This window comes from Pseudomonas sp. B6002, from assembly GCF_013385985.1.
Classification (GTDB): domain Bacteria; phylum Pseudomonadota; class Gammaproteobacteria; order Pseudomonadales; family Pseudomonadaceae; genus Aquipseudomonas.
In genome coordinates this window covers 25,960-46,278 of record NZ_JACAOY010000009.1, presented here as the reverse complement: position 1 = coordinate 46,278, position 20,319 = coordinate 25,960, and the positions used below count along the sequence as shown (strand labels likewise).

17 protein-coding genes are annotated in these 20,319 nt (G+C 64.5%); 8 read left to right on the top strand and 9 right to left on the bottom strand.

Translation table 11 applies throughout. The annotated features are described in order from the left end of the window. Positions 1-10 precede the first annotated feature (10 nt). Positions 11-700, top strand: coding sequence for an urea ABC transporter ATP-binding subunit UrtE (gene urtE, locus HX792_RS13290; RefSeq protein ID WP_138815132.1), 690 nt, complete (start codon positions 11-13; stop codon positions 698-700). A 134-nt stretch (positions 701-834) separates the two neighbouring features. On the opposite strand, the gene HX792_RS13285 is transcribed toward urtE, so the two are convergent. Continuing rightward, positions 835-1,191 (bottom strand): DUF1937 family protein, encoded by a 357-nt coding sequence (locus tag HX792_RS13285; RefSeq protein ID WP_176996536.1) that lies wholly within the window; start codon positions 1,189-1,191, stop codon positions 835-837. Between the two features lie 111 nt (positions 1,192-1,302). Between HX792_RS13285 and HX792_RS13280 the strand changes: the two genes are divergently transcribed. Beyond that, positions 1,303-2,082, top strand: coding sequence for a DeoR/GlpR family DNA-binding transcription regulator (locus HX792_RS13280; RefSeq protein WP_176996535.1), 780 nt, complete (start codon positions 1,303-1,305; stop codon positions 2,080-2,082). Positions 2,083-2,183: 101 nt separating this feature from the next. Here HX792_RS13280 and HX792_RS13275 read toward each other — a convergent pair whose 3' ends face one another. The 4 genes from HX792_RS13275 to HX792_RS13260 form a co-directional block, all read right to left on the bottom strand. After that, positions 2,184-3,659, bottom strand: coding sequence for an amino acid permease (locus HX792_RS13275; protein ID WP_176996534.1), 1,476 nt, complete (start codon positions 3,657-3,659; stop codon positions 2,184-2,186). A gap of 208 nt (positions 3,660-3,867) precedes the next feature. After that, on the bottom strand, positions 3,868-5,283 hold the full coding sequence (locus HX792_RS13270; protein ID WP_176996533.1) for a glycerol kinase: 1,416 nt from the start codon (positions 5,281-5,283) through the stop codon (positions 3,868-3,870). Beyond that, entirely contained in the window at positions 5,280-6,542 is a 1,263-nt protein-coding gene (locus HX792_RS13265) for an NAD(P)/FAD-dependent oxidoreductase (protein ID WP_176996532.1), read from the bottom strand. Before HX792_RS13265 ends, HX792_RS13270 begins: the two co-directional genes overlap by 4 nt. After that, entirely contained in the window at positions 6,532-7,938 is a 1,407-nt protein-coding gene (locus HX792_RS13260; RefSeq protein ID WP_176996531.1) for an NAD(P)/FAD-dependent oxidoreductase, read from the bottom strand. Before HX792_RS13260 ends, HX792_RS13265 begins: the two co-directional genes overlap by 11 nt. A gap of 493 nt (positions 7,939-8,431) precedes the next feature. Between HX792_RS13260 and HX792_RS13255 the strand changes: the two genes are divergently transcribed. From HX792_RS13255 to HX792_RS13235, 5 genes are all read left to right on the top strand, one after another. After that, complete coding sequence (locus HX792_RS13255; protein ID WP_176996530.1) at positions 8,432-9,334, top strand: arginase family protein; 903 nt, start codon at positions 8,432-8,434, stop codon at positions 9,332-9,334. Positions 9,335-9,379: 45 nt separating this feature from the next. Beyond that, the gene (locus HX792_RS13250; RefSeq protein ID WP_176996529.1) at positions 9,380-10,192 is read left to right on the top strand and encodes an AraC family transcriptional regulator; all 813 of its coding nucleotides are present in this window, start codon (positions 9,380-9,382) and stop codon (positions 10,190-10,192) included. A gap of 91 nt (positions 10,193-10,283) precedes the next feature. Beyond that, complete coding sequence (locus HX792_RS13245; RefSeq protein ID WP_176996528.1) at positions 10,284-11,462, top strand: cystathionine beta-lyase; 1,179 nt, start codon at positions 10,284-10,286, stop codon at positions 11,460-11,462. Continuing rightward, positions 11,459-12,478 (top strand): amino acid ABC transporter substrate-binding protein, encoded by a 1,020-nt coding sequence (locus tag HX792_RS13240; RefSeq protein WP_176996527.1) that lies wholly within the window; start codon positions 11,459-11,461, stop codon positions 12,476-12,478. The genes HX792_RS13245 and HX792_RS13240 overlap by 4 nt, the downstream gene beginning before the upstream one ends. Before the next feature lie 117 nt (positions 12,479-12,595). After that, positions 12,596-14,074 carry an amidase gene (locus tag HX792_RS13235; protein ID WP_176996526.1) on the top strand — a complete coding sequence of 493 codons (1,479 nt, stop codon included), beginning with the start codon at positions 12,596-12,598 and terminating at the stop codon, positions 14,072-14,074. Here HX792_RS13235 and HX792_RS13230 read toward each other — a convergent pair. From HX792_RS13230 to HX792_RS13220, 3 genes are all read right to left on the bottom strand, one after another. Next, the gene (locus HX792_RS13230) at positions 14,064-15,455 is read right to left on the bottom strand and encodes a lyase family protein (RefSeq protein ID WP_176996525.1); all 1,392 of its coding nucleotides are present in this window, start codon (positions 15,453-15,455) and stop codon (positions 14,064-14,066) included. The genes HX792_RS13235 and HX792_RS13230 overlap by 11 nt on opposite strands. A gap of 12 nt (positions 15,456-15,467) precedes the next feature. Further along, positions 15,468-16,772: a cation:dicarboxylate symporter family transporter gene (locus tag HX792_RS13225; RefSeq protein WP_033897419.1), complete on the bottom strand. Its 1,305-nt coding sequence runs from the start codon at positions 16,770-16,772 to the stop codon at positions 15,468-15,470. A gap of 163 nt (positions 16,773-16,935) precedes the next feature. Beyond that, on the bottom strand, positions 16,936-18,291 hold the full coding sequence (locus HX792_RS13220) for an adenylosuccinate lyase family protein (protein WP_176996524.1): 1,356 nt from the start codon (positions 18,289-18,291) through the stop codon (positions 16,936-16,938). A 113-nt stretch (positions 18,292-18,404) separates the two neighbouring features. Here HX792_RS13220 and HX792_RS13215 point away from each other — a divergent pair, with 113 nt between their 5' ends. Beyond that, on the top strand, positions 18,405-19,136 hold the full coding sequence (locus tag HX792_RS13215) for a GntR family transcriptional regulator (protein WP_176996580.1): 732 nt from the start codon (positions 18,405-18,407) through the stop codon (positions 19,134-19,136). Here HX792_RS13215 and HX792_RS30625 read toward each other — a convergent pair. Continuing rightward, positions 19,133-19,840, bottom strand: coding sequence for a methyl-accepting chemotaxis protein (locus HX792_RS30625; RefSeq protein WP_371319355.1), 708 nt, complete (start codon positions 19,838-19,840; stop codon positions 19,133-19,135). The genes HX792_RS13215 and HX792_RS30625 overlap by 4 nt on opposite strands. Positions 19,841-20,319 lie beyond the last annotated feature (479 nt).

Sequence of the window (20,319 nt, the reverse complement as noted above, 5' to 3'; positions counted from 1 at the left end):
GGAAGCAGGCATGTTCAAGATCGACCAATTGTCCTGCGGCTACGGGCAGAGCCAGATCCTCCACGACCTGGACCTGAACGTGGCCAAGCGCGAGATTGTCGCGGTGATGGGCCGCAACGGCATGGGCAAGACCACCTTGTTCAAGAGCCTGATGGGCATCCTGCCGCAATGGAAAGGCCAGGTGAGTGTGGACGGGCACGATGTGTCGGCACTGGAAACCCACGAGCGGGTAGAGCGGGGCATCGCCTATGTGCCCCAGGGCCGCATGATTTTCCCGAGCATGACCGTGCTGGAAAACATCCAGACCGGCCTGCCGGCCTCGGCGCGGGGCAAGGTGCCGGAGGATCTGTACGCGTTGTTTCCGGTGCTGCACGACATGCAATCGCGCAAGGGCGGCAACCTGTCCGGTGGGCAGCAACAGCAGCTGGCAATTGCCCGCGCGCTGGCGACCAACCCCAAGGTGTTGTTGCTCGATGAACCGACGGAGGGGATCCAGCCGTCGATCATCAAGGACATCGCCCGCACCTTGAAGGAGATCCGCAACCTGCGGGACCTGACCATCGTCGTGTCCGAGCAGGTGCTGTCCTTCACCCTGGAAATCGCCGACCGCTTCCTCGTCATCGAGAAGGGCCGCTTCGTGATCGAAGAGACCCGTGACCGCGTGGACGAGGCCACGATCAGCCGCTACCTGTCCGTCTGACCTGCCGGTGTGTTGGACCTGTAGGAGCCGGCTTGCCGGCGATGGCGATCTGTCAGTGGACGCGAAGTTGCCTGACCTGCCGCCATCGCTGGCAAGCCAGCTCCTACAGGGGGGATAGGAATTAGCCGTCAGGGTCAGGTGAATTGTGCTGCAACGTTCGACCACAGGCTTACCCGGCGTCCCCTGGCTTCAAAAAACGCGATCTCGCGCTTGATCCCCCCACTCAATTCCCACCCCGGCAGGTCCAGCACGATCAGCTCGTCGAGCAACGCCATGAACACCTCATCCACCGGCGCCCATAGCTTGCCGATGGCTGCGTTGTCCTTGCCCACGAACGTCTGGTTGATCGGGTGAGACATCGACACTTGGCTGAACACGGCATGACCCGCCTCGATAATCCCGGCAGCAACCTTGTTGCAAGCGATAAACCGTTCCTCGACCACGGCCGCATCGGCATGGCTGTAAGGGCAGGCGAGAAAAATCTTGCGCATAAATACCTCTGTTTTTTTGATGAATGAATAAAATTCTGTGGCTTATCTGTTGAATTGGTGACCGAATCCACTTAGTTTTGCCTTCACCTCAACACCGACACGGAGACCGCCATGCGTCCCAACGAGCGCCGCCAGCACATCCTCGAACTGCTTCGCCAGCGCGAGCGCATCTCCGTCGACGAACTGGCCCGTACCCTCAGCGCCTCCCAGGAAACCATTCGCCGCGACCTGGCGGACCTCGCCGATAGCGGCCAGGTCACCAAGTTCCATGGCGGGGCCTCGTTGCCACCCCGTGGTGAACACGAGAACGCGTTCCAGACCCGCATGAACGAGTTCTCCCAGGAAAAACGCGCAGTGGCGCGCTATGCCGCCGGCTTGTATTCGCCGGGCGACAGCCTGCTGATCGATACCGGCACCACCACCTTGTTTTTCGCCCGCGAACTGGCGCGGCTCAACCGCATCACGGTGATCACCAACTCCCTGCAGATCGCCGACAGCATCGGCGCCAGTGGCAACCGGGTGTTCATGATCGGTGGCGAGTACCGCCCCGAATCCAACCAGAACAGCGGGCCGCTGGCGCTGGAGCAGATCGCCCGTTTCAACGCCGAGCACGCCGTGGTCACCATCGGCGCCCTGAGCGTGGACGGTGCGTTCGACTTCTCCATCGAAGAGGCCGAGATCGCCCGTGCGATGATTGCCCGGGCGCGCTACCTCACGGTGATCGCCGACTCGTCCAAGCTCGGCCGCAGTGCGTTGTTCCAGGTGTTTCCCCTGGAGCGCATCGACCGCTTGATCATCGATCGCAAGCCGGTGGGCGAGCTGGGCAGTGCGTTGGCGCGGGCCAATGTGGACGTGCATGAGGCGCAGGTCACTCCGAAAACCGATTGGTAAACCCCCGGCTGCCCAGGGGCAGCCGAGGAATCGCGCGCAGCCGGATGCCGCAAGGCTGGGGTGCAGCCTCTGCCGTATCAGGTGGGCGAAGGGGGTGTGGCTTACAGGTAATGCTGGATCGGCGGCATCTGTTCCAGTTGCTTGCGACGGGTGACCCACACGCAGGCAAACACCACGGCGCCGACCGCGATCAGGCCCAGCACGTACATCTGCGCCACGCGAAAGTCCGCCGGGATCATGAACACGCACAGCTCCACGAACAGCCACAGACACGCGCCAGCCACCACCGGCCATTCCCATTTGCCCAGGGTAAAGTCGTCGGCGTGGTGCAGCTGTTTGTGGCGAGTGCCGATGTACAGCAGCACGGTGGCACTGTAGAGCAGGGCCGGCAGCAGGGTGGCCGCACCGAGAATTTGCGTGAGGGCGTCGGGGTCGCTGTAGAAGCTCAGCACGATGATCATCGGGATCAGCGCCGCCAGGATCGTCGCCCACAGCGGGCCGCCGGTGGGGCGTGGCACGTAGCTCAAGGCTTCGGCGAACGGCAGGCGCCCGTCGCGGGCCATGGCGTGCACCAGGCGGCTGTTGCTGGTCATGATCACCAGGCCACAGGCAAAGATCGCCACGCACACCACCAACAGGATGAGCTTGCTCAGGGTTTCGCCCAGGGTGATGCGGATCACGTCGGCCACCGGTGCCGAACTCTTGCTCAACTCAGCCACTTGATCGCCCAGGCCCATGCCGATCACCATCAGGAACAACGTGCCCATCACGCCACTGGCCAGCACCGCGTGGACCATCGCCCGAGGCACCACCTGCTTGGGGTTGAGGGTCTCTTCGGCCAGGTTGGCCGCCGCTTCCCAACCCACCAGGGTGAAGGCGCCGAGCAGGCCCGAGAGCATGAACGGGCCGAGCCAGCCGTAGTAGTGCTCGGTGGGGGCAATGCCGGTGGACAGCAGGTTGGACGCCTGGCCCTTGCCGAAGAAGGTCACGGCGATGCCGATGCCGACGATCAGGCCGATCATCGCGATCACTTCCGCCCCCACGGCCATGTTGTTGATCTTGGTCAGGATCGGCGTCGACCAGATGATCAGCAGCATCTGGATAAACAGCACCACCACAGTGGTGATGGCGCCCGCCGCCGGGGAGTACTCAAGCCCGAGCAAGGGGAACAGCGCCACCTGGGCCAGCCCGTAATCCACCGCCAGCAGCACCACCGCGATGAACGCGAAACTCATCCAGCCAAACCACCAGCCCAACACCGGGTTGACCAGGCGACTGGCCCACTGGTAGCTGAAACCGGACAGCGGGATCTTGCTCGCCAGCAGCCCGAACACCAGTGCCACCAGCAGCGTGCCGAGGGTTGCGATGGGCCAGGTCCACATGCCGATGGGGCCGCTGGAGACCAGCACCGAACCGTAGGTGGAAAACAGCCCGGTGGTGATCGAGATAAACGAAAACGCCACGGCAAAGGATTCGAACTTGCCCAGAGAGCGTTCGAACTGTTCTTTGTAGCCGGTGCCGCTGTCGGCACCTTTATCGGGTAAAACGGTTTGCGGACTCGAAAGAGTGTCAGACATGGGGATGTCTCCTTCAAAAAATGCACAGGACAAGGCTCGGCGCACGGGTTGACAGGGCAACCTGCGACGCCCGGGGCCCGACGGGGTGACGCACTTCATATGCCAGCGTGTTTTTTGTTGTGGTTTTGCCTTTTTCGGCGTTGTGAGCCGGTCAATTCCCTGGCGGTGAAGCGGGTGGCAACTGCCTGTTGTCACCGGTTGCCTGTGGCTAGCGCCAGGTGCGACAGCGGCTGACCGCGTCGCTGAAGGTGTCCCTCCACGCGCGGGCGGTGGCCGCGCTGACCCTGGGGTGGAACTCGGTGCAGGTGTTGCGCGGTGCCACCAGGGTTTTGCCCAGTCCACGGGCGGCCAGTGCTGCACAACCAAAGGCGGTAAGTTCGTCGAAACGCTGGGTCACGATGCACCGTTGCAAGGCGTCGGCGAGGAACTGCGCGAAATAGGGGCTGCGCGCCAGGCCGCCGTCGATGGACAGGCGGTCGGTGACGCTGAGGAACTGGTCCATGGCGCTGATCACCTCGACACTGCGCAGGGCCACGCCTTCCAGCACGGCCTGGCACATGTCCTGACGCGTGGTGCCGCCGTGCATGCCCACCCACAAGGCGGCCGCGCTGCGATCCCAGTGTGGGCAGGCCAGGCCCGACAATGCCGGCACGAACGCCAGCTGGCGGGCAATCGCCGGGGGCTGGTCGAAGCCGGCCAGTTCGGAAAAATCACTGAACAAGCCCAACCGGCCAGCCCATTCCACGGCGGCGCTGGCGTCGTACACACCGCCGTCCATGGCGTACACCGGCTTGCCGTCGATCTGCCAGGCGATGGTGGCGAGCAGGCCTTTGTCCGGGGCGCGGATGATCTCGTCGCCGGTCAGGGTCAGGGCAAACGCGCCGGTGCCAAAGGTGATCTTGGCATCGCCGGCCTTGCGGCAGCCGTGGCCATACAACGAGGCTTGCTGGTCGACCACTGCGGCGGTGACCGGCGTGGCGCCGATCTCACCGAAATGGCCGACGGTGTCGAGAATCGGCGGCAGGGTCTCGATGGGTACCCCGAACAGTTCACAGAGTTCGGCGTCCCATTGCCCGGTGGCCAGGTTCATCAGCGAGGTGCGCGATGCGGTGGTGACATCGGTGGCGAACACCCCGGTAAGGCGGTCGAGAAACCACGCGTCACTGGTGCCCAGGCGCAGGCGCCCGGCCTTGAGCGCCTGCTGGGCGGCGGGCAGGTGGTTGATGATCCAGCTCAGCTTGCTTGCGGAAAAGTACGGGTCCAGGGGCAGCCCGGCACGGGCCAGGGTCAGGCCTTCGCCGCCTTCGGCGCGCAGCCGCTCGATGGCCGGGCCGGTGCGGTTGTCTTGCCAGACGATCACCGGCGACAGCGGCTTGCCGGTGATCGCGTCCCACGCCAGGCAGCTTTCACCCTGGTTGGCCAGGCCGATGGCATCCACGCGCCCGGTGGATTCGAGGCAGCGTTGCAGGTTGGCCAGCAGCTCCAGCGGGTCATGCTCGACCCAGCCCGGCTGCGGGTGGTGTTGCTGGTGGCGCAAGGCGAGCTGGATATCGGCCGAGCCGTCATCGCTGACCACCAGCACGCGGGTGCTGGTGGTGCCTTGGTCCAGGGCGGCAATTCTCATGGCGTCTCTCCTTTGTTCGGCGCGGGGTGTTCATGGCCGACAAAGTCGACATCCAGTTGCGTGATACGGGCGTTGAGTTTGAGTGCGGCAATGGGGATCAAAATGCGTCGCTCCGGCAGGCAGGCCAGGGCCTTGCTCCAGATCGGCACGCCGTCGGCATACACCGTCAATTTGCCTTCGCAGGCTGTGCTGACGCGCAATTGCAGGTGCTCAAGGCCGGCCACGCCGGTTGGGGCAAAACGTTGCGGCACGCAGAGCTTCAACGGCGGGCGGCAGCGGATGGCCAGGGTGCGCTGGGCCGCGGGGATTTCACCGCGCAAGTCCTTGGCCAGCAGGTGTGCCACGCGGGCCCCTTCGCGCCACGACCAGCCGGCGGTTTCCACCGGGCGCAGCAGGTTGCCGGCGGCGAAGTAGGCCGGGTCGGAGCAACGGCCGTATTGGTCGATCACCGGGCCACGGCTGCCCGGGTCCAGCATCAAGTGGCTTTGGCGCACCAGGCTGGCTTCCGGCAGGAACTGCCCGGTGAGCAGCACGCCATCGCAGTCCAGGCGCTGCACCTGCCCGTTGGCCAGGCGCACGCTGGCGGCCTCCACGCGACCGGTGCCGTGGATCTCCAATAGCTGCGCGCCGTAATGCACCGGTACGCCGCACAGCCATGGGAACAGCGACAACGGCCAACGCGCGGTGGCACGGAAGTTCGACTCGATCATCGCCACCGGCTTGATCCCGGCACGGCGGCAACTGAACACCGAGGACAAACTCACCAGTTCGCTGCCGATAATCAGCGGCCGTTCGAACGGCTTGAGGTGTTGCAGGTACAGGTAGGCTTGCAGGGCACCGGTGTTGATCACCCCCAGGGGCCGGTCACCGCCGATCAGGCGCGCCGAGCGCGGGTTCTCGCGCACGCCGGTGGCCAGCAGTACGCGCTTGGCTTGCAGGGTGACGGCGCCGGCGTTGCTCACCAGCTGCAGGCAACCGCCATGGCCCAGTTGGGTCACGGTGTGGCCCAGGCGCAGTTGCACGCCGGCGGCCAGGGCTTCGGCGACGTTGCGGCGCGCATAGTCGGGCCCGGTATAGAGACGGCCGTATTCGCGAAAGCCGAACGGCGGGTGGCCGCAATGGCGCGGCACGCCACCGGCCACGCTGTCGCGTTCGATCACCACCACGTTGTCCACGCCCTGGCGGCGCAGCTCAACGGCGGCCGACAACCCGGCCGGGCCGCTGCCGATGATTGCCACGTCCACGTACTCAGTCTTCATGGGCGGCTCCCGTGGCCAGTGGCAGTGCGAGGTGCCCGGCGCTCAGTTCGGCCACGCGGGCGCCGCAGTAAAAACCCTGGCAGCGGCCCATGCACGCACGGGTGCGACGCTTGAGGCCACCGAGGTCGCCGGGGGGCAGGGGGCTGGCAAAGGTGGCCTGGATTTCCCGCGAGGTGACCCACTCGCAGTGGCAGACGATTTCGCCAAAGCCCGGCTGTTGATAGTCCCGTGGCAAGTGCTCGGCGAGGTTGGGCAAGTGCGGCCAGCTCAGGTGTGTGACGGGCGCGTGCTGGACGCGCTGCCTGTACAGCTCGAACACATGCCGGGCAATGCCCAGCGCGGCTGTCAGCCCGGTGGAGCGGATACCACCGACGGTGATCCAGTGCTGCCCGGTCACTTCGTGGATGCGGTATTCCTTCTTCTCGCTGGCGGGGCGCAGGGCGGCGTAGGTGGCGGTGACGGGCATGCCCTCCAGCGCCGGAATGCGGGCCACGGCGGCGTCGATCAATTGGTTGAGGATGGCCGGGGTCAGGCCGGCGTGAACGCGGTCGTCCTGTTCTTCGGCGGTGGGCCCCACCAGCAAGTTGCCAAAGACGGTGCGGGTGATGACGATGCCTTTGGTGCGCTCATTGGGCACCGGCAGGATGATGTTGCCGAGCAGGGCGGACGCGGCCTTGTCGAACACCACGAACTGGCCTTTGCGCGGGTGGATGCTAAAGGTGCTGTCGCCCAGCAGGCGGTGTTCCAGGTGGTCGCCGAACAGCCCGGCGCAGTTGATCACGGTGTTGGCGATATAACTGCCGCGCGAGGTACGCAGCTGCCACGCCTGGCCGTCAAAATGCCCGGCCTCGACGTCGGTCCCGGTGTGCACGCGGGCGCCGTGGGCCATGGCGTGTTGCAGGTAACCCAGGGGCGCCGACCATGGGTCGATCAGATATTCCCCGGGCACCGCCACGGCCCCCAGGGCGCCGTGGGCCAGGTGGGGTTCGGCGTGCTGGAGCTGCTGCGGGCCGATCAGGTGCGCATCGGTCACGCCGTTGGCATGGGCCTGTTGCAGGATGCCGTCGAGCTTGGCCAGGTCGTCGTCACTCCAGGCCACCACCATGGCGCCGGTCTTGAGCAGCGGCAGGTTCATGTGCCCGTGGATCTCCAGGTATTCCTGATAACCCGCTCTCATGCACGCCAGCTCGAGGCTACCCGGTGGCGCATCGAAACCGGTGTGCAAAATGGCACTGTTGCCCTTGCTCGCACCCGAGAGGATGTCGGTACCTTTTTCCAGCAACAGCACCCGTGCCCCTTCAAGGGTGAAGCGCCGCGCCATGGCGCAACCCACGACGCCGGCGCCGATGATCGCGACATCATACGTGTCGGTGGGGGGGGCAAATGATGGGCTCATTGTGCGGCGTAGTCCTTGTGTCGATAACGTGACTTGAATGCCGGTAACGGAGCAGTGACTGTGCCAGTCGAGGTATTGACTGTGGAGTTGTTGTTTTTAAGGCATTCAATTCGGTCATAAAAGGATAAAGCGTGCCTTAAACCTATAGAGCATTGGTTTTATTGGTTTTCTGTGTGGGGTATGGGAAGTTTTCACATTGCTACTTTGCGACACAGTGGGGCGAAGTAACGTTACAAGTGCACTCAAGTGAGGCGTCCGCTTAGTTGTGCACCCACTATGACTAAGTTGCGGCGTCACTAACGCCCGTAACGTTGTTTTAGAGCAAAAGTGATTCGGTCATATAACCGTTGATAAATGACCGAAAGGGCGGTTTAAAAAATCAATATCCACGTTTAAAACCAACACTGGCGCACTCCCTGCGAAGGTCCCGGTGTAGCGGCACATCGATAAAAACCAGCCGCCATGCCGTTGAACACACCAGAGAGGATGTTCCATGCGTAACTTCGCAATCATTGAAGCCCCGTCCGTGCTCGGGCATATCCCCACTCACTTGGGCGTGGCCCGCATGCCGGATGTGCTGCTCAAGGCCGGCCTGGCCGAGCGGCTGGGGGCGCGCCACGCCGGCCGCGTGGAGTCGCCGCCGTGGCGCGAGGAGCGCGATCCGGAAACCCAGATCATGAACCCCCACGCCATCAACGAATACTCCATCACCCTGGCGAATAAAGTAGGGGAGGTGCTGGACAAGGGCGAGTTCCCGGTGGTGATCGGCGGCGATTGCTCGATCCTGCTGGGCACCTTGTTGTCGCTGCGCCGCCGTGGGCGCTTCGGGCTGTTTTACCTGGACGGCCATGCAGACTTCTATGAGGCCGAAAAGAACCCGATCTCCGGCGCCGCGTCGGCCAGCGACCTGGGCTATGCCACCGGCCGTGGCCCGGCGGTGGTGGCCGACATCGAAGGCCGCCGTCCGCTGTTGCGTGACGACGATGTGGTGCTGTTCGGCTACCGCGACGGTGCGATCCAGGCGCGCAACCGTTGCCAGCCGATCCCCGAAGACCTGCTGGCGTTCAACCGCAACGAAGTGCGCATACTCGGCACGCAAACTGCTGCTGAAGAAGCGGTGGCCCACCTGACCCGTGTCGACGGCCCGGAAGGTTTCTGGATTCACGTGGACGTCGACGTGCTGGACCAGGGCATCATGTGGGCCTGTGACCACCCGCAGCCGGACGGTTTCTCCTGGGACGACCTGGCTACGACGCTGCGCACGGCCATGCAGTCGCCACAGGCCATTGGCATTCAATTCACCATCTACAACCCCGACATGGACCCGGGCCACCTCAGTGGTCGCGGCCTGGCCGGCACCATCGCCAGGGCGCTCGCACCGTTCGGCAAAGCCTGATCGGTGGCGGCGGTGCTCGGTATTCGCTCAGAGGAGGGCTGCCCGATGACCACCGCCGATTCCGTGAGGTACTGGCGTTCGCCGATCCTGCCGGACGCCGACCTGCTGAGTGCCACCTACCATCGACAGCGTTTCGCGGCGCACTGGCACGACACCTACACCGTGTCGGTGATCGAAGCCGGTGCCCAGCGTTACGACTACCGTGGCAGCCGTCACGTGGCCGATGCGGGCTGCGTGCCGGTGCTCAATCCGGGTGAGGTGCACACCGGTTCGCCGGCCATGGACGGTGGCTGGCAATACCGGGTGTTCTACCTGCCGATCAACTTCGTGCAACAGGTGATGAATGACCTGTGCGACCGCCCGTGCGACCTGCCGTGGTTTCGTGACGACATCCTGCGCGACCCCGACCTGACCCGCAAAATGCTGCGGGCCCACCACGCCCTGCAGCAGCCGGACGACGCCCTTGGTGCCGAGCACGCGTTGCTCGATGCGGTGTCCACCCTGTTGATCCGCCATGCCGGGCAGCGCCCGCCGGTGGCGCATTTGCTGCGCGATGCGGTGCGTGTCGAGACCCTCAAGGCGCGCTTGATGAGCGACCTGGCCGAGCCCCTGACCTTGAGCGAACTGGCCGGGGAGGTGGGCTTATCGACGTTTCACGCGGCGCGCCTGTTCAGCCGCGAAACCGGTCTGGCACCCCATGCCTGGCGCAATCAATACCGCCTGAACCTGGCCCTGCACCTATTGCGCGACGGCGTGCCCGCCACCGATGTGGCCAGTGCCAGCGGCTTTGCCGACCTCAGCCATTTCACCCGGCATTTCAAGAAAAGCTTTGGCGTGACGCCGGGTCGCTGGCGCTGAGTTTATTTTCGTAAAGCGCAAGAACGTTCAATCGCCGCAGTGGTGCCACTCCCTATGATTTTTTCCATCATCTGGAAGTGGAACCTCTGTCATGCCTCGCCATATCCAAACCACCTTGCTCGACCCCACGCCCCGCGCACCCGGCGGTTTTCGATCGTTGGCCACGGCCACCCATCGCGGCTCCACCACCCTGTTTGGCAGTGCCCGCGAAGTGCGCGACGACTGGTGCCCCGAGCGCGTGCCCTATGCCTACGGCCTGCACGGTACGCCCACCAGCCTGGAGCTGGCCGCGCGCGTTGCCCAACTGGAGGGCGCCGAGCATTGCTTTATCACCCCGGGCGGCCAGGCGGCGATTGCCCTGGTGTACTTCGCTTTCTGCGGTGCGGGTGACCATGTGCTGGTGCCGCAGAGCGCCTACGGCCCCAACAACGACCTGGCCCGTGACCTGCTGGCCAGGCTGGGCATCGCGGTGCAGACCTACGACCCGATGATCGGCGCCGAGATCGCTACGTTGATCCGCCCCAACACCACCCTGATCTGGTGTGAGAGCCCGGGCTCGGCCACCATGGAAATCCAGGACGTGCCCGCTATTGCTGAAGTGGCGCGGGCGGCGGGCGTGGTGCTGGCGCTGGACAACACCTACGCCAGCGGGGTGTTTTTCGACGCCTATGCCCACGGTGTGGACGTGTCGATCCAAGCCCTCACCAAGTACATCGGTGGCCACAGCGACCTGCTGTTGGGCTCGGTGTCGACCCGCAGCGAAGTGCATTACCAGGCCCTTGGCCAGGCGCGTTCGCTGCTGGGCATGGCGGTCTCGCCCGACGATTGCAGCCTGGCCTTGCGCGGCCTGCAGACCCTTTGGGTGCGCTTGGCTCATTTGCAGACCAGCACCTTGCAAGTGGCGCAATGGCTCAAGACCCGCCCCGAAGTGGAAAGGGTATTGCACCCGGCATTTCCCGATTGCCCGGGTCACGCGTTGTGGCTGCGCGACTTCACCGGTTCCACCAGCGTGTTTTCGGTGGTGTTCCGCCCGACGCTGGCGGGCGAGGCGCTGCTGGACTTCATCGACCGCCTCAACCTGTTTCACCTCGGCTACAGCTGGGGCGGCGTGACCAGCCTGGTGGCGCCGCATTTCAACCTCAACCGCGATGTGCGCCAGTACAGCGATCGGCTGGTGCGTTTCAACATCGGCCTGGAGCACGTCGACGACCTGATCGCCGACCTTGAACACGCGTTTTCCCAAGCAGATAACCACGGAGATGGGCAATGAAAACCTTCACGCGTTTGATGATCGCGGGCGCCGTCCTGGGCGCCAGTGGCCTGGTACACGCCGGCGCCACCCTGGATGCGATTCACAAGAAAGGCTTTATCCAATGCGGGGTGTCCGACGGCATCCCGGGGTTCTCGGTGCCGGACAAGAATGGCAAGCAACAGGGCATCGACGTGGACGTCTGCCACGCGGTGGCCGCTGCGGTGTTCGGCGATGCGGGAAAAGTGCGGTTCACCCCCACCAACGGCAAGGAGCGCCTGGCCGCGTTGCAGTCCGGCGAGATCGATATCCTGTCGCGCAGCACCACCTGGACCAGCTCCCGCGACGCCGGCATGGGCCTGGTTTTCACCGGAGTCACCTACTACGACGGTGCCGGTTTCATGGTCAACAAGAAGCTGGGGGTGAGCAGTGCCACTGAACTGGATGGCGCGTCGATCTGCATCCAGGCCGGTACCACCACCGAACTGAACACTTCGGACTTCTTCCGCAGTCGTGGGCTCAAGTTCACGCCAATCACCTTCGACACCTCCGAAGAAACCGCCAAGGCCTTGCAGGCCGGGCGCTGTGATGTGATCACCGCCGACAAGTCGCAGCTCAATGCCCAGCGCAGCCAGATGACCACGCCGTCCGACTTTGTGATCCTGCCGGAGACGATTTCCAAGGAACCCATGGGGCCGTCGGTGCGTCGCGGTGATGATGAGTGGTTCAGTATTGTGCGCTGGACGCTGTTTGCGATGCTCAACGCGGAAGAGGCCGGGGTGACATCGGCCAATGTCGAGGCCCAAGCCAAGACCACCCGGAACCCGGACGTGGCGCGCTTGCTCGGCGCCGATGGCGAGTACGGCAAGGACCTGAAACTGCCCCGGGATTGGGTGGTGCAGGTGGTCAAGCAGGTGGGCAGCTATGGCGAGGTGTTCAACCGCGCGTTCGGGCCGGAGACGCCGCTGGCCATCGACCGGGGTTTGAACAACCTGTGGAACAACGGCGGTATCCAGTACGCGCCACCGGTGCGGTGAGAGGGCCGCGAACGCTTGCCTGAACGGGCAGGCGCATACCGTATCGGCGTCTATGGAATATCCGGGCGGGCTCAGGTGTTTACCGGTAGACCTGAACAACCGCCGAGCCCGCCGCCCATGAGCACCGACACCCCTTACCGCAGCGCCACCGAGCTGCTCGCCGACATCGCGGCCGGCCGCCAAAGCAGTCGCGCCTTGCTCGACAGCTACCTGGCGCGCCTGGAGATGCTCAACCCGGCGCTCAACAGTGTGGTCACCCTGGACCTCGCGCAGGCGCGCCTCAAGGCCGACCTGGCCGACACGGCGGTGCGCAATGGCCTGCCGCTGGGGCCTCTGCACGGTTTGCCGATTACTATCAAGGACACCTTTGAAGTGCTCGGTATGCCGTGCACCGCAGGTGCCGCCGCGTTGCGCGAGCATCGGCCGGCGCAGTCGGCGGTGGCGGTCAAGCGCCTGGAAGATGCCGGTGCCATTGTGTTCGGCAAGACCAACGTGCCGACCATGGCCGGGGATATCCAGACTTACAACAGCCTGTTCGGCACCACCCACAACCCCTGGAACCTGGCGCTGACACCCGGCGGTTCTTCAGGGGGCGCTGCGGTTGCGTTGGCGGCGGGCTTCACCGCGTTGGAGCTGGGCAGCGACATTGGCGGCTCGATACGCATCCCGTCGCACTTTACCGGCGTGTATGGGCACAAACCCACCCACGGCATCGTGTCCCAGCGCGGGCATATCCCCGGAGCACCGGGTGACCTGGCAGAGGGGGCGTTGAACGTGGTCGGGCCCTTGGCGCGCAGTGCCGCCGACCTGCAGTTGATGCTGGACGTGATCGCCGCCGCACCACCGGCCGGGCAACCCGGTTGGCAATTACAGCTGCCAGCGCCGCGCCCTACGTCTCTGAAGACCTTTCGTGTGTTGCTGTGGACCGACGATGTCGATTGCCCCCTCGACCAGGGCATGACCGAGGCCTATCGCCAATTGCGCCTGAGCCTGGAAGCGGCGGGTGTGGAGGTGGTGCAGGGCGCGCCCAAAGGGGCGTCGCTGGAGCGCTTGTTTGCCGCCTACCTGTTGCAACTGGGCGCTGAGCTGGGTGTGTCGTTGCCAGCGTCCAAGCGGTGTTTCATGGGGCTGATGGCTCCGCTGTTGCGGGCGCTGGGCCGGGTGATGGACACGCCGCAGCATGCCGACAAGTTCTACCAGGGCAGCGCCATGGGCCATGCCGATTGGTTGAAGGCCCATGAGGCGGGCTTGCGCCTGCGTGAAGCTTTCCTCAAGACCTTCGATGACGTCGACGTGATCCTGGCGCCGCCCACCTTCACCACGGCGTTTGCCCATGACCACTCCAGGGTCATCAGCCTGCGCACCCTGCAGGTTGACGGCCAGAAGCGTCACTACGCCGACCTGTACAAGTGGATTGCGCCGGCCACCCTGATGGGCCTGCCGGCCACCAGCGCGCCCATTGGCCTGACACGCCAGGGGTTGCCGGTAGGCGTGCAGATCATCGGTGCGCCGTTTGCCGATCGCACCACGATCAAGTTTGCCGAATACCTTGCGGAGGTGGTCGGTGGGTTCCAGGTGCCGGGGGCTATGGGGTAGGGCGGATCATGGCCGCCGGCTGCACGCGTTGCGCGTATTCCTCGGCGGTCATGAAGCCCAGTTGCACCGCCGCTTCCTTGGGCGACAAGCCTTCGTCTGCGGCCTTGCGGGTGATCTGCGCCACCCGGTCATAACCCAGCACCGGGTTGAGCACGGTGGCCATTAACAGCGAGTGCTCCACGTTGCGCGCCAGTTGCGGGCGGTTGACCTCCAGGCCGTTGAGCAGCTTGTGGGTGAACAGGCTGACGCAGTCGGTGAGCACCTCGATCGAGTGCAGCAGGTTGTGGATCAGCACTGGCTTGGCCACGTTCAATTCGAAGGTGCTGGACGCCCCCGCCAGGGTGATGGTGGTGTGATTGCCCATCACCTGCATGGCTGCCTGCACCAGTACTTCGGCGATGGTCGGGTTGCGCTTGCCGGGCATGATCGAGGAGGTGAGGCCGTCATCCGGCACGATCAACTCGCCCAGGCCGCAACGCGGGCCTGAGCCCAGCAGGCGGATGTCATTGGCGATCTTGGTCAGCGACACCGCCAGCACATTCAACGCGCCGGAGACCTCCACCAACGCATCGTGGGTGCCCATGCCTTCGAATTTGCACGGGTTGGTCTGGAATGCCTCGCCGGTCAGCTGGCTGATTTCCTCGCAAAACGCCACATCAAAGCCTTCGGGGGTGTTGAGCCCCGTGCCCACCGCCGTGCCGCCCTGGGGCAGCAGGCGCAGGCGTGGCATGCAGGCCTCGATGCGCGCGATGCCGTGGTGGATCTGCTGGGCAAAACTGCCGAACGCCTGGCCCTGGCTCATCGGCACCGCGTCCATCAGGTGGGTGCGGCCGATTTTCAGCACGTCCTGCCAGGCGTCGGCCTTGGCGTTCAGCTCGTTGCGCAGGTGACCGAGCGCAGGCAGCAGCCGACCGCGCAACTCCAGCACGGTGGTCAGGTGCATCACCGTGGGGAAGCTGTCGTTGGACGACTGCGAACGGTTCACGTGGTCGTTGGGGTGCACCGGCGACTTGCTCCCCAACTCGCCGCCGAGCCGCAGGTTGGCGCCGTTGGCGATCACCTCGTTGGCATTCATGTTGGTCTGGGTGCCGGAGCCGGTCTGCCAGATCGACAGCGGAAAGTGCGCGTCAAAGTGTCCGTTGGCCAAGTCCTGGGCGGCCAGCTCAATGGCCTCGGCCAAGGCGGGCGCGAGTGCGCCAAGCCGTGCATTGGCGCGGGCGCAGGCGCGTTTTTGCTGGCCGAAGGCGCGGATCAGGCTGGCCGGGAACGGCTGCTTGGCGCCGAACACCTCCAGTGCGCGCTGGGTCTGTGCACCCCAGTAGCGTTCGGCCGGGATGGACACCGGGCCAAACGCATCGTGTTCGATTCGCAGAGTGGGCATCGTGCTGCTCCGTCAAAGTGCCGCGCCGGCCGCTCGGCCGAGCACGCGTTGATATTCATCCTGGGCGGTCTGCTGGGAGAACTCGCCGGACCACTTGGACACCACTACGGTGGCCACACTGTTGCCGATGGTGTTGCAGGTGGCAATCGCCATCGACATGAAGCGGTACACGCCAAACAGCAGGGCCAGGCCTTCGGCCGGCAGCACGCCGATGGCCGTGACGGTGGCGGCAAACACCACAAAACTGCCGCCTGACACCGCCGCTGCGCCTTTGGACGTCACCAGCATGATCGCGATGATGCCCAGCTGTTGCTCCCAGCTCAGGGGTACGCCATAAGCGTTGGCGATGAACAGCACGCACAGCGACATGTAGATCGAGGTGCCGTCGAGGTTGAAGGCGTAGCCGGTGGGCAGCACCAGGCCGACGCTCTGCTTGGAACAGCCGAACTTCTCGAGTTTTTGCAGCAGGCGGGGCAGGGCGCTTTCCGACGAGGCGGTGCCGAGCACGATGAAGATTTCATCCTTGATGTAGGTGAGGAAGCGCCACAGGCTGAAACCGCTCAAGCGACACACCGCACCCAGCACCACAAAGATGAAGAAGGCAATGCCCACGTAGAACATCAGCACCAGGTTGGCCAGGGACATCAGTACGGCAGTGCCGTTGCTGCCCACCGCGTAAGCCACCGAGCCGAAGGCGCCCAGGGGCGCGAACTTCATGATCAGGTTGATGAATTCGAAAAAACATTCGGAGATGCGGTTCAAGCCGTCTTCGATGACTTCACGGCGCTCGGGTTTCAGGGCCAGCAGGGCAAAGCCGAACAGCACCGAGATCACCAGCACCTGCAGGAGTTGGCCACCGGCAAACGCGCCGACGAAGTTGTCGGGGAAGATGCCGTAGATGAAGTCCATGGTCGACGCCGGCGCGTGGCCCTTGGCAACGGCGGCACTCGCTGCGGCAGCGGCAGCGCTGCTCGGGTGGGCGTCGTGCATGCCGGAACCGATCTGCAGCAGGTTGCCCCACAGCAGGCCGATGGCCAGGGCGATGGTCGACACCACTTCAAAATAGATCAGTGCGCGCAGGCCGACTTTGCCGACGCGCTTGATATCACCGGCCGAGGCGATGCCGTGGACCACGGTGAAAAACACCAGCGGCGCGACGGCGGTCTTGATCAGCTTGAGGAAGATATCGCCGAGGATCTTGAAACTGGCGGCCAGCTCGGGGGCAAGAAAGCCGAAAGCAATACCGAGGAACATGGCGGCGACGACCTGGAAGGTCAGGTCCTTGTAGAGCGGTTTTTTGGCGGGGGTGGATGACATGTCTGTGATCTCATTGTTGTTATGGTTCGGTGTAGCGCCGTAGATCTAATGTGGGAGCGGGCTTGCCCGCGATAGCGGTCTGTCAGCTAATGCATCCGGTGACTGACACACCGCAATCGCGGGCAAGCCCGCTCCCACATTTGGATTTGCATTGAGTGTTGGATCAGCGCGGGACTGCGCCTTCGCGCGCCAACGCGATATCCACCATCTGCGGCGCCAGCCCCAGGTAGTTGGCCGGGTCGGTCAGGCGTTGCAGTTCGGCCACGTCCAGTTGCGCGGTGGCTTCGCCCTGGGCGAGCAGGGCGTCGAGCAGGCTGGTGCCCTGGTCGTTGGCCATGCGGCAGGCGGCGTACACCACGTCGTGGGCCACCTGACGGCCGAGGGCCGGGGCGAGGCCCATCATCACGGCTTCGGCGACGATCAGGCCCTGGGTCATGTCGAGGTTCTTGCGCATGCGCTCGGGGCGCACTTCCAGGCCTGCGAGCATGAAGGTCGCCTGGCCCAGGGACGCGGCGCTGAGGGCGAAGGCTTCGGGGATGGCGATCCACTCCGCCTGCCACGGGCCGGTGGAGCGTTCGAAGTCCTGGATCATCGCGTCGAGCATCAGCCCGGCGTGTTGGCGCACGCCCTTGGCGGCGGCGTACATCAGCTCGCAGGAAATCGGGTTGCGCTTCTGCGGCATGGTGCTGCTGGCGCCACGGCCCTTGACGAAGGGCTCGTACACCTCGCCCAGCTCGCTGGTCATCATCATCATGATGTCCAGGGCGATCTTGCCCAGAGAACCGGTGACCAGGCCGAGGAAGTTCAGGGTTTCGGCCAGGCCGTCGCGGGCCACGTGCCAGGTGGCTTGCGGGACGCCCAGGCCGAGTTCGGCCATCAAGGCTTCCTGTACTTCCAGGCCCTTGTCGCCCAGGGAGGCGAGGGTGCCAGCGGCGCCGGCGAACTGGCCGATTTCCACCCGTGGGCGCAGTTCCACCAGGCGTTCGGCGTGGCGGTCGAACATGCTCAGCCACACCGCGCACTTGTAGCCGAAGGTGATCGGCAGCGCGTGCTGCAAGTGGGTACGGCCCGCCATGGGCGTGTCGCGATAACGCTCGGCCAGGCCAGCGAGCAGGCCGCGTACCGCCTGGATATCACGCTCGACAATCGCCAGGGCCGCACGTACCTGCAGGACCACGGCGGTGTCCATGATGTCCTGGGTGGTGGCGCCCCAATGCACATAGCGGCCGGCTTCGCCGCAGATCTTCGACAGTTGCTCTACCAGCGGCAGGATCGGGTAACCGACGATCTCGGTCTCGTGCTGCATCAGCGCCAGGTCCAGGGCTTCGTAGCGTGACAGCGCGGCGATCTGCTCGGCGGCCTCGCTCGGGATCACGCCACAACGGGCTTCGGCGCGGGCCAGGGCCACTTCCACTTCGATGTAGCGCTCGATCAGCGCTTTGTCGGAGAACACACCGCGCATTTCGGCGGTGCCGAACATGTCGCGGAACAGGGCGGAATCAAAAACGGTACTCGACATGGCGAAGTCCTATTTGTTATTTTGAAACCATACATATTTAATATGTCCGTACATTATGATTACGCCTGTGCTGATACACTGTCAACACGACAACGAGGGTAAAAATGGAAAGCGTGAGCCAGAGGCGTTATGCGGCGGTGGCCAAGGACTTGATCGACAGGATTGGCAGCGGCCATTACCCGGTGGGGTCGTTGTTGCCGACGGAGTTCGAACTGTGTTCGCTGTACGCGGTGAGCCGGCACACGGTGCGCGCGGCCATCGACCAGTTGCAGGGGCAGGGCATGGTCTCGCGGCGCAAGCGCGTGGGTACGCGGGTCGAGGCGTCGTCACCCAAGGGCGGTTATTCCCAGGCGATGGCGTCGGTGGCCGACCTGGTGCAAGTGGCCGAAACACACATTCGTGATATCCAGGGCGTGCGTGAATTCGTCGCCGATATCGCCCTGGCCCGGCGCCTGGGGCTTGAGCCGGGTGGGCACTACTTCTGCGTGTCGAGCATCAAGGTGGATGCCGGCGACGGCAATGCGCCGCTGTGCTGGACCGACGTGTACGCCGAACAGACCTTCGCCGAGGTGATCCCCGAAGCGCGCAAACACCCCGATGAGTTGATCGCGGCGTTGATCGGCAAGGCGTTTGCGCGGCATATCGATGTGGTCGACCAGCAGGTGCGGCCGGTGCAATTGAGTACCGAACTGGCCGCCAGCCTGAAGGCCCAGGGCGGTGCACTGGGGCTGAACATCATCCGCCAGTACCGGGATGAGGCCGGTGAGGTGATTGCCGTGTCGGAAACGGTCTACCCGGCAGACCGTTTCACCCTGACCATGCAGATGCGGCGCGACAAGCTCTAGGCCACGTTGAAGAACGCCACCTTGGTGCTCAAGCGGTCCGCCAGCTCGGCAAGTTCCTGATTGGAGCTTTCCACCACTTCGGAACCGGCCGCCGATTGCACGGTGGAGCTGTGGATACGCGTGACGTTCTGCGCCACCTCTTCGGCGGCGGCGCTTTGCTGCACCGAAGCGCTGGCGATTTGCGCGTTCATCGCGTTGATCGCGCCGACTTCCTGGCTGATCTTGCCCAATGCCACCTGAGAGTCGCGGGTTTGCGCCACGGTGACCTGGGCCAGGTTGCGGCTGCGCTGCATGATGTCGGCGGCGTCCTGGGTGCCGCTTTGCAGCTTGCCGATCATGTCGCGGATTTCCTGGGTGGACTCCTGGGTGCGCGTGGCCAGGGAGCGCACTTCATCGGCAACCACCGCAAAGCCACGCCCATGCTCACCGGCCCGCGCCGCTTCGATGGCCGCGTTGAGGGCCAGCAGGTTGGTCTGGGCGGCGATGGCGTTGATCACCTCGATCACGGTTTCGATGTTTTCGCTGTCGCTGGACACCTGGTTGACCCGCGTGGTTGCTTGCTCAAGGATCGTCGCCAACTCTTCGATGGCCACGGTCACTTCGCCCACCAGGCGGTGGCCGCTGTCCACTTCTGCGTCGGCCAGGATGGTGGCCTTCGACGCCGCCGAGGCGTAGCCCGAGACCTCGCTGACCGAGGCAGCCATCTGCGTGATGGCGGCGGCCACATGCTGGGCTTCGCTGGTCTGCAGGGTGATCTGCTGGCGGTTGTCGCTGGCCACCGACAACAGGGTCACCGAGGAATGGCGCAGGGCCTGGGCGGCGGCGCGCACTTCGGTGATGGTGTCGCCCAGGCGCGCCAGGGCGTTTTTCAGGATGCCCATCACGCTGTCGGGGTAACGGGTTTCGATGGGCTGGTTCAGCTCGCCCTGGGCCAGGCGGCGGATCGCTTCGGCCACTTCCTCCGGCTCGGCACCGAGGGTGGCCTTGATGTTGCGGATGATCAGCAGCGACACCAGCACGCTCAGGATGATTGCGACCGCGCTGGCCAGCACCATCAGCACCGCAAAGTTGCTGGCGGCCGATTGCACCGTGTCCAGGCGTTGCTTGATCTGGGCTTCTTCGAAGTCGATCAGCGCATTCACGCGCTTGAGCCACTCGGTGTAGTGGGCCGATGCCTGGGCCA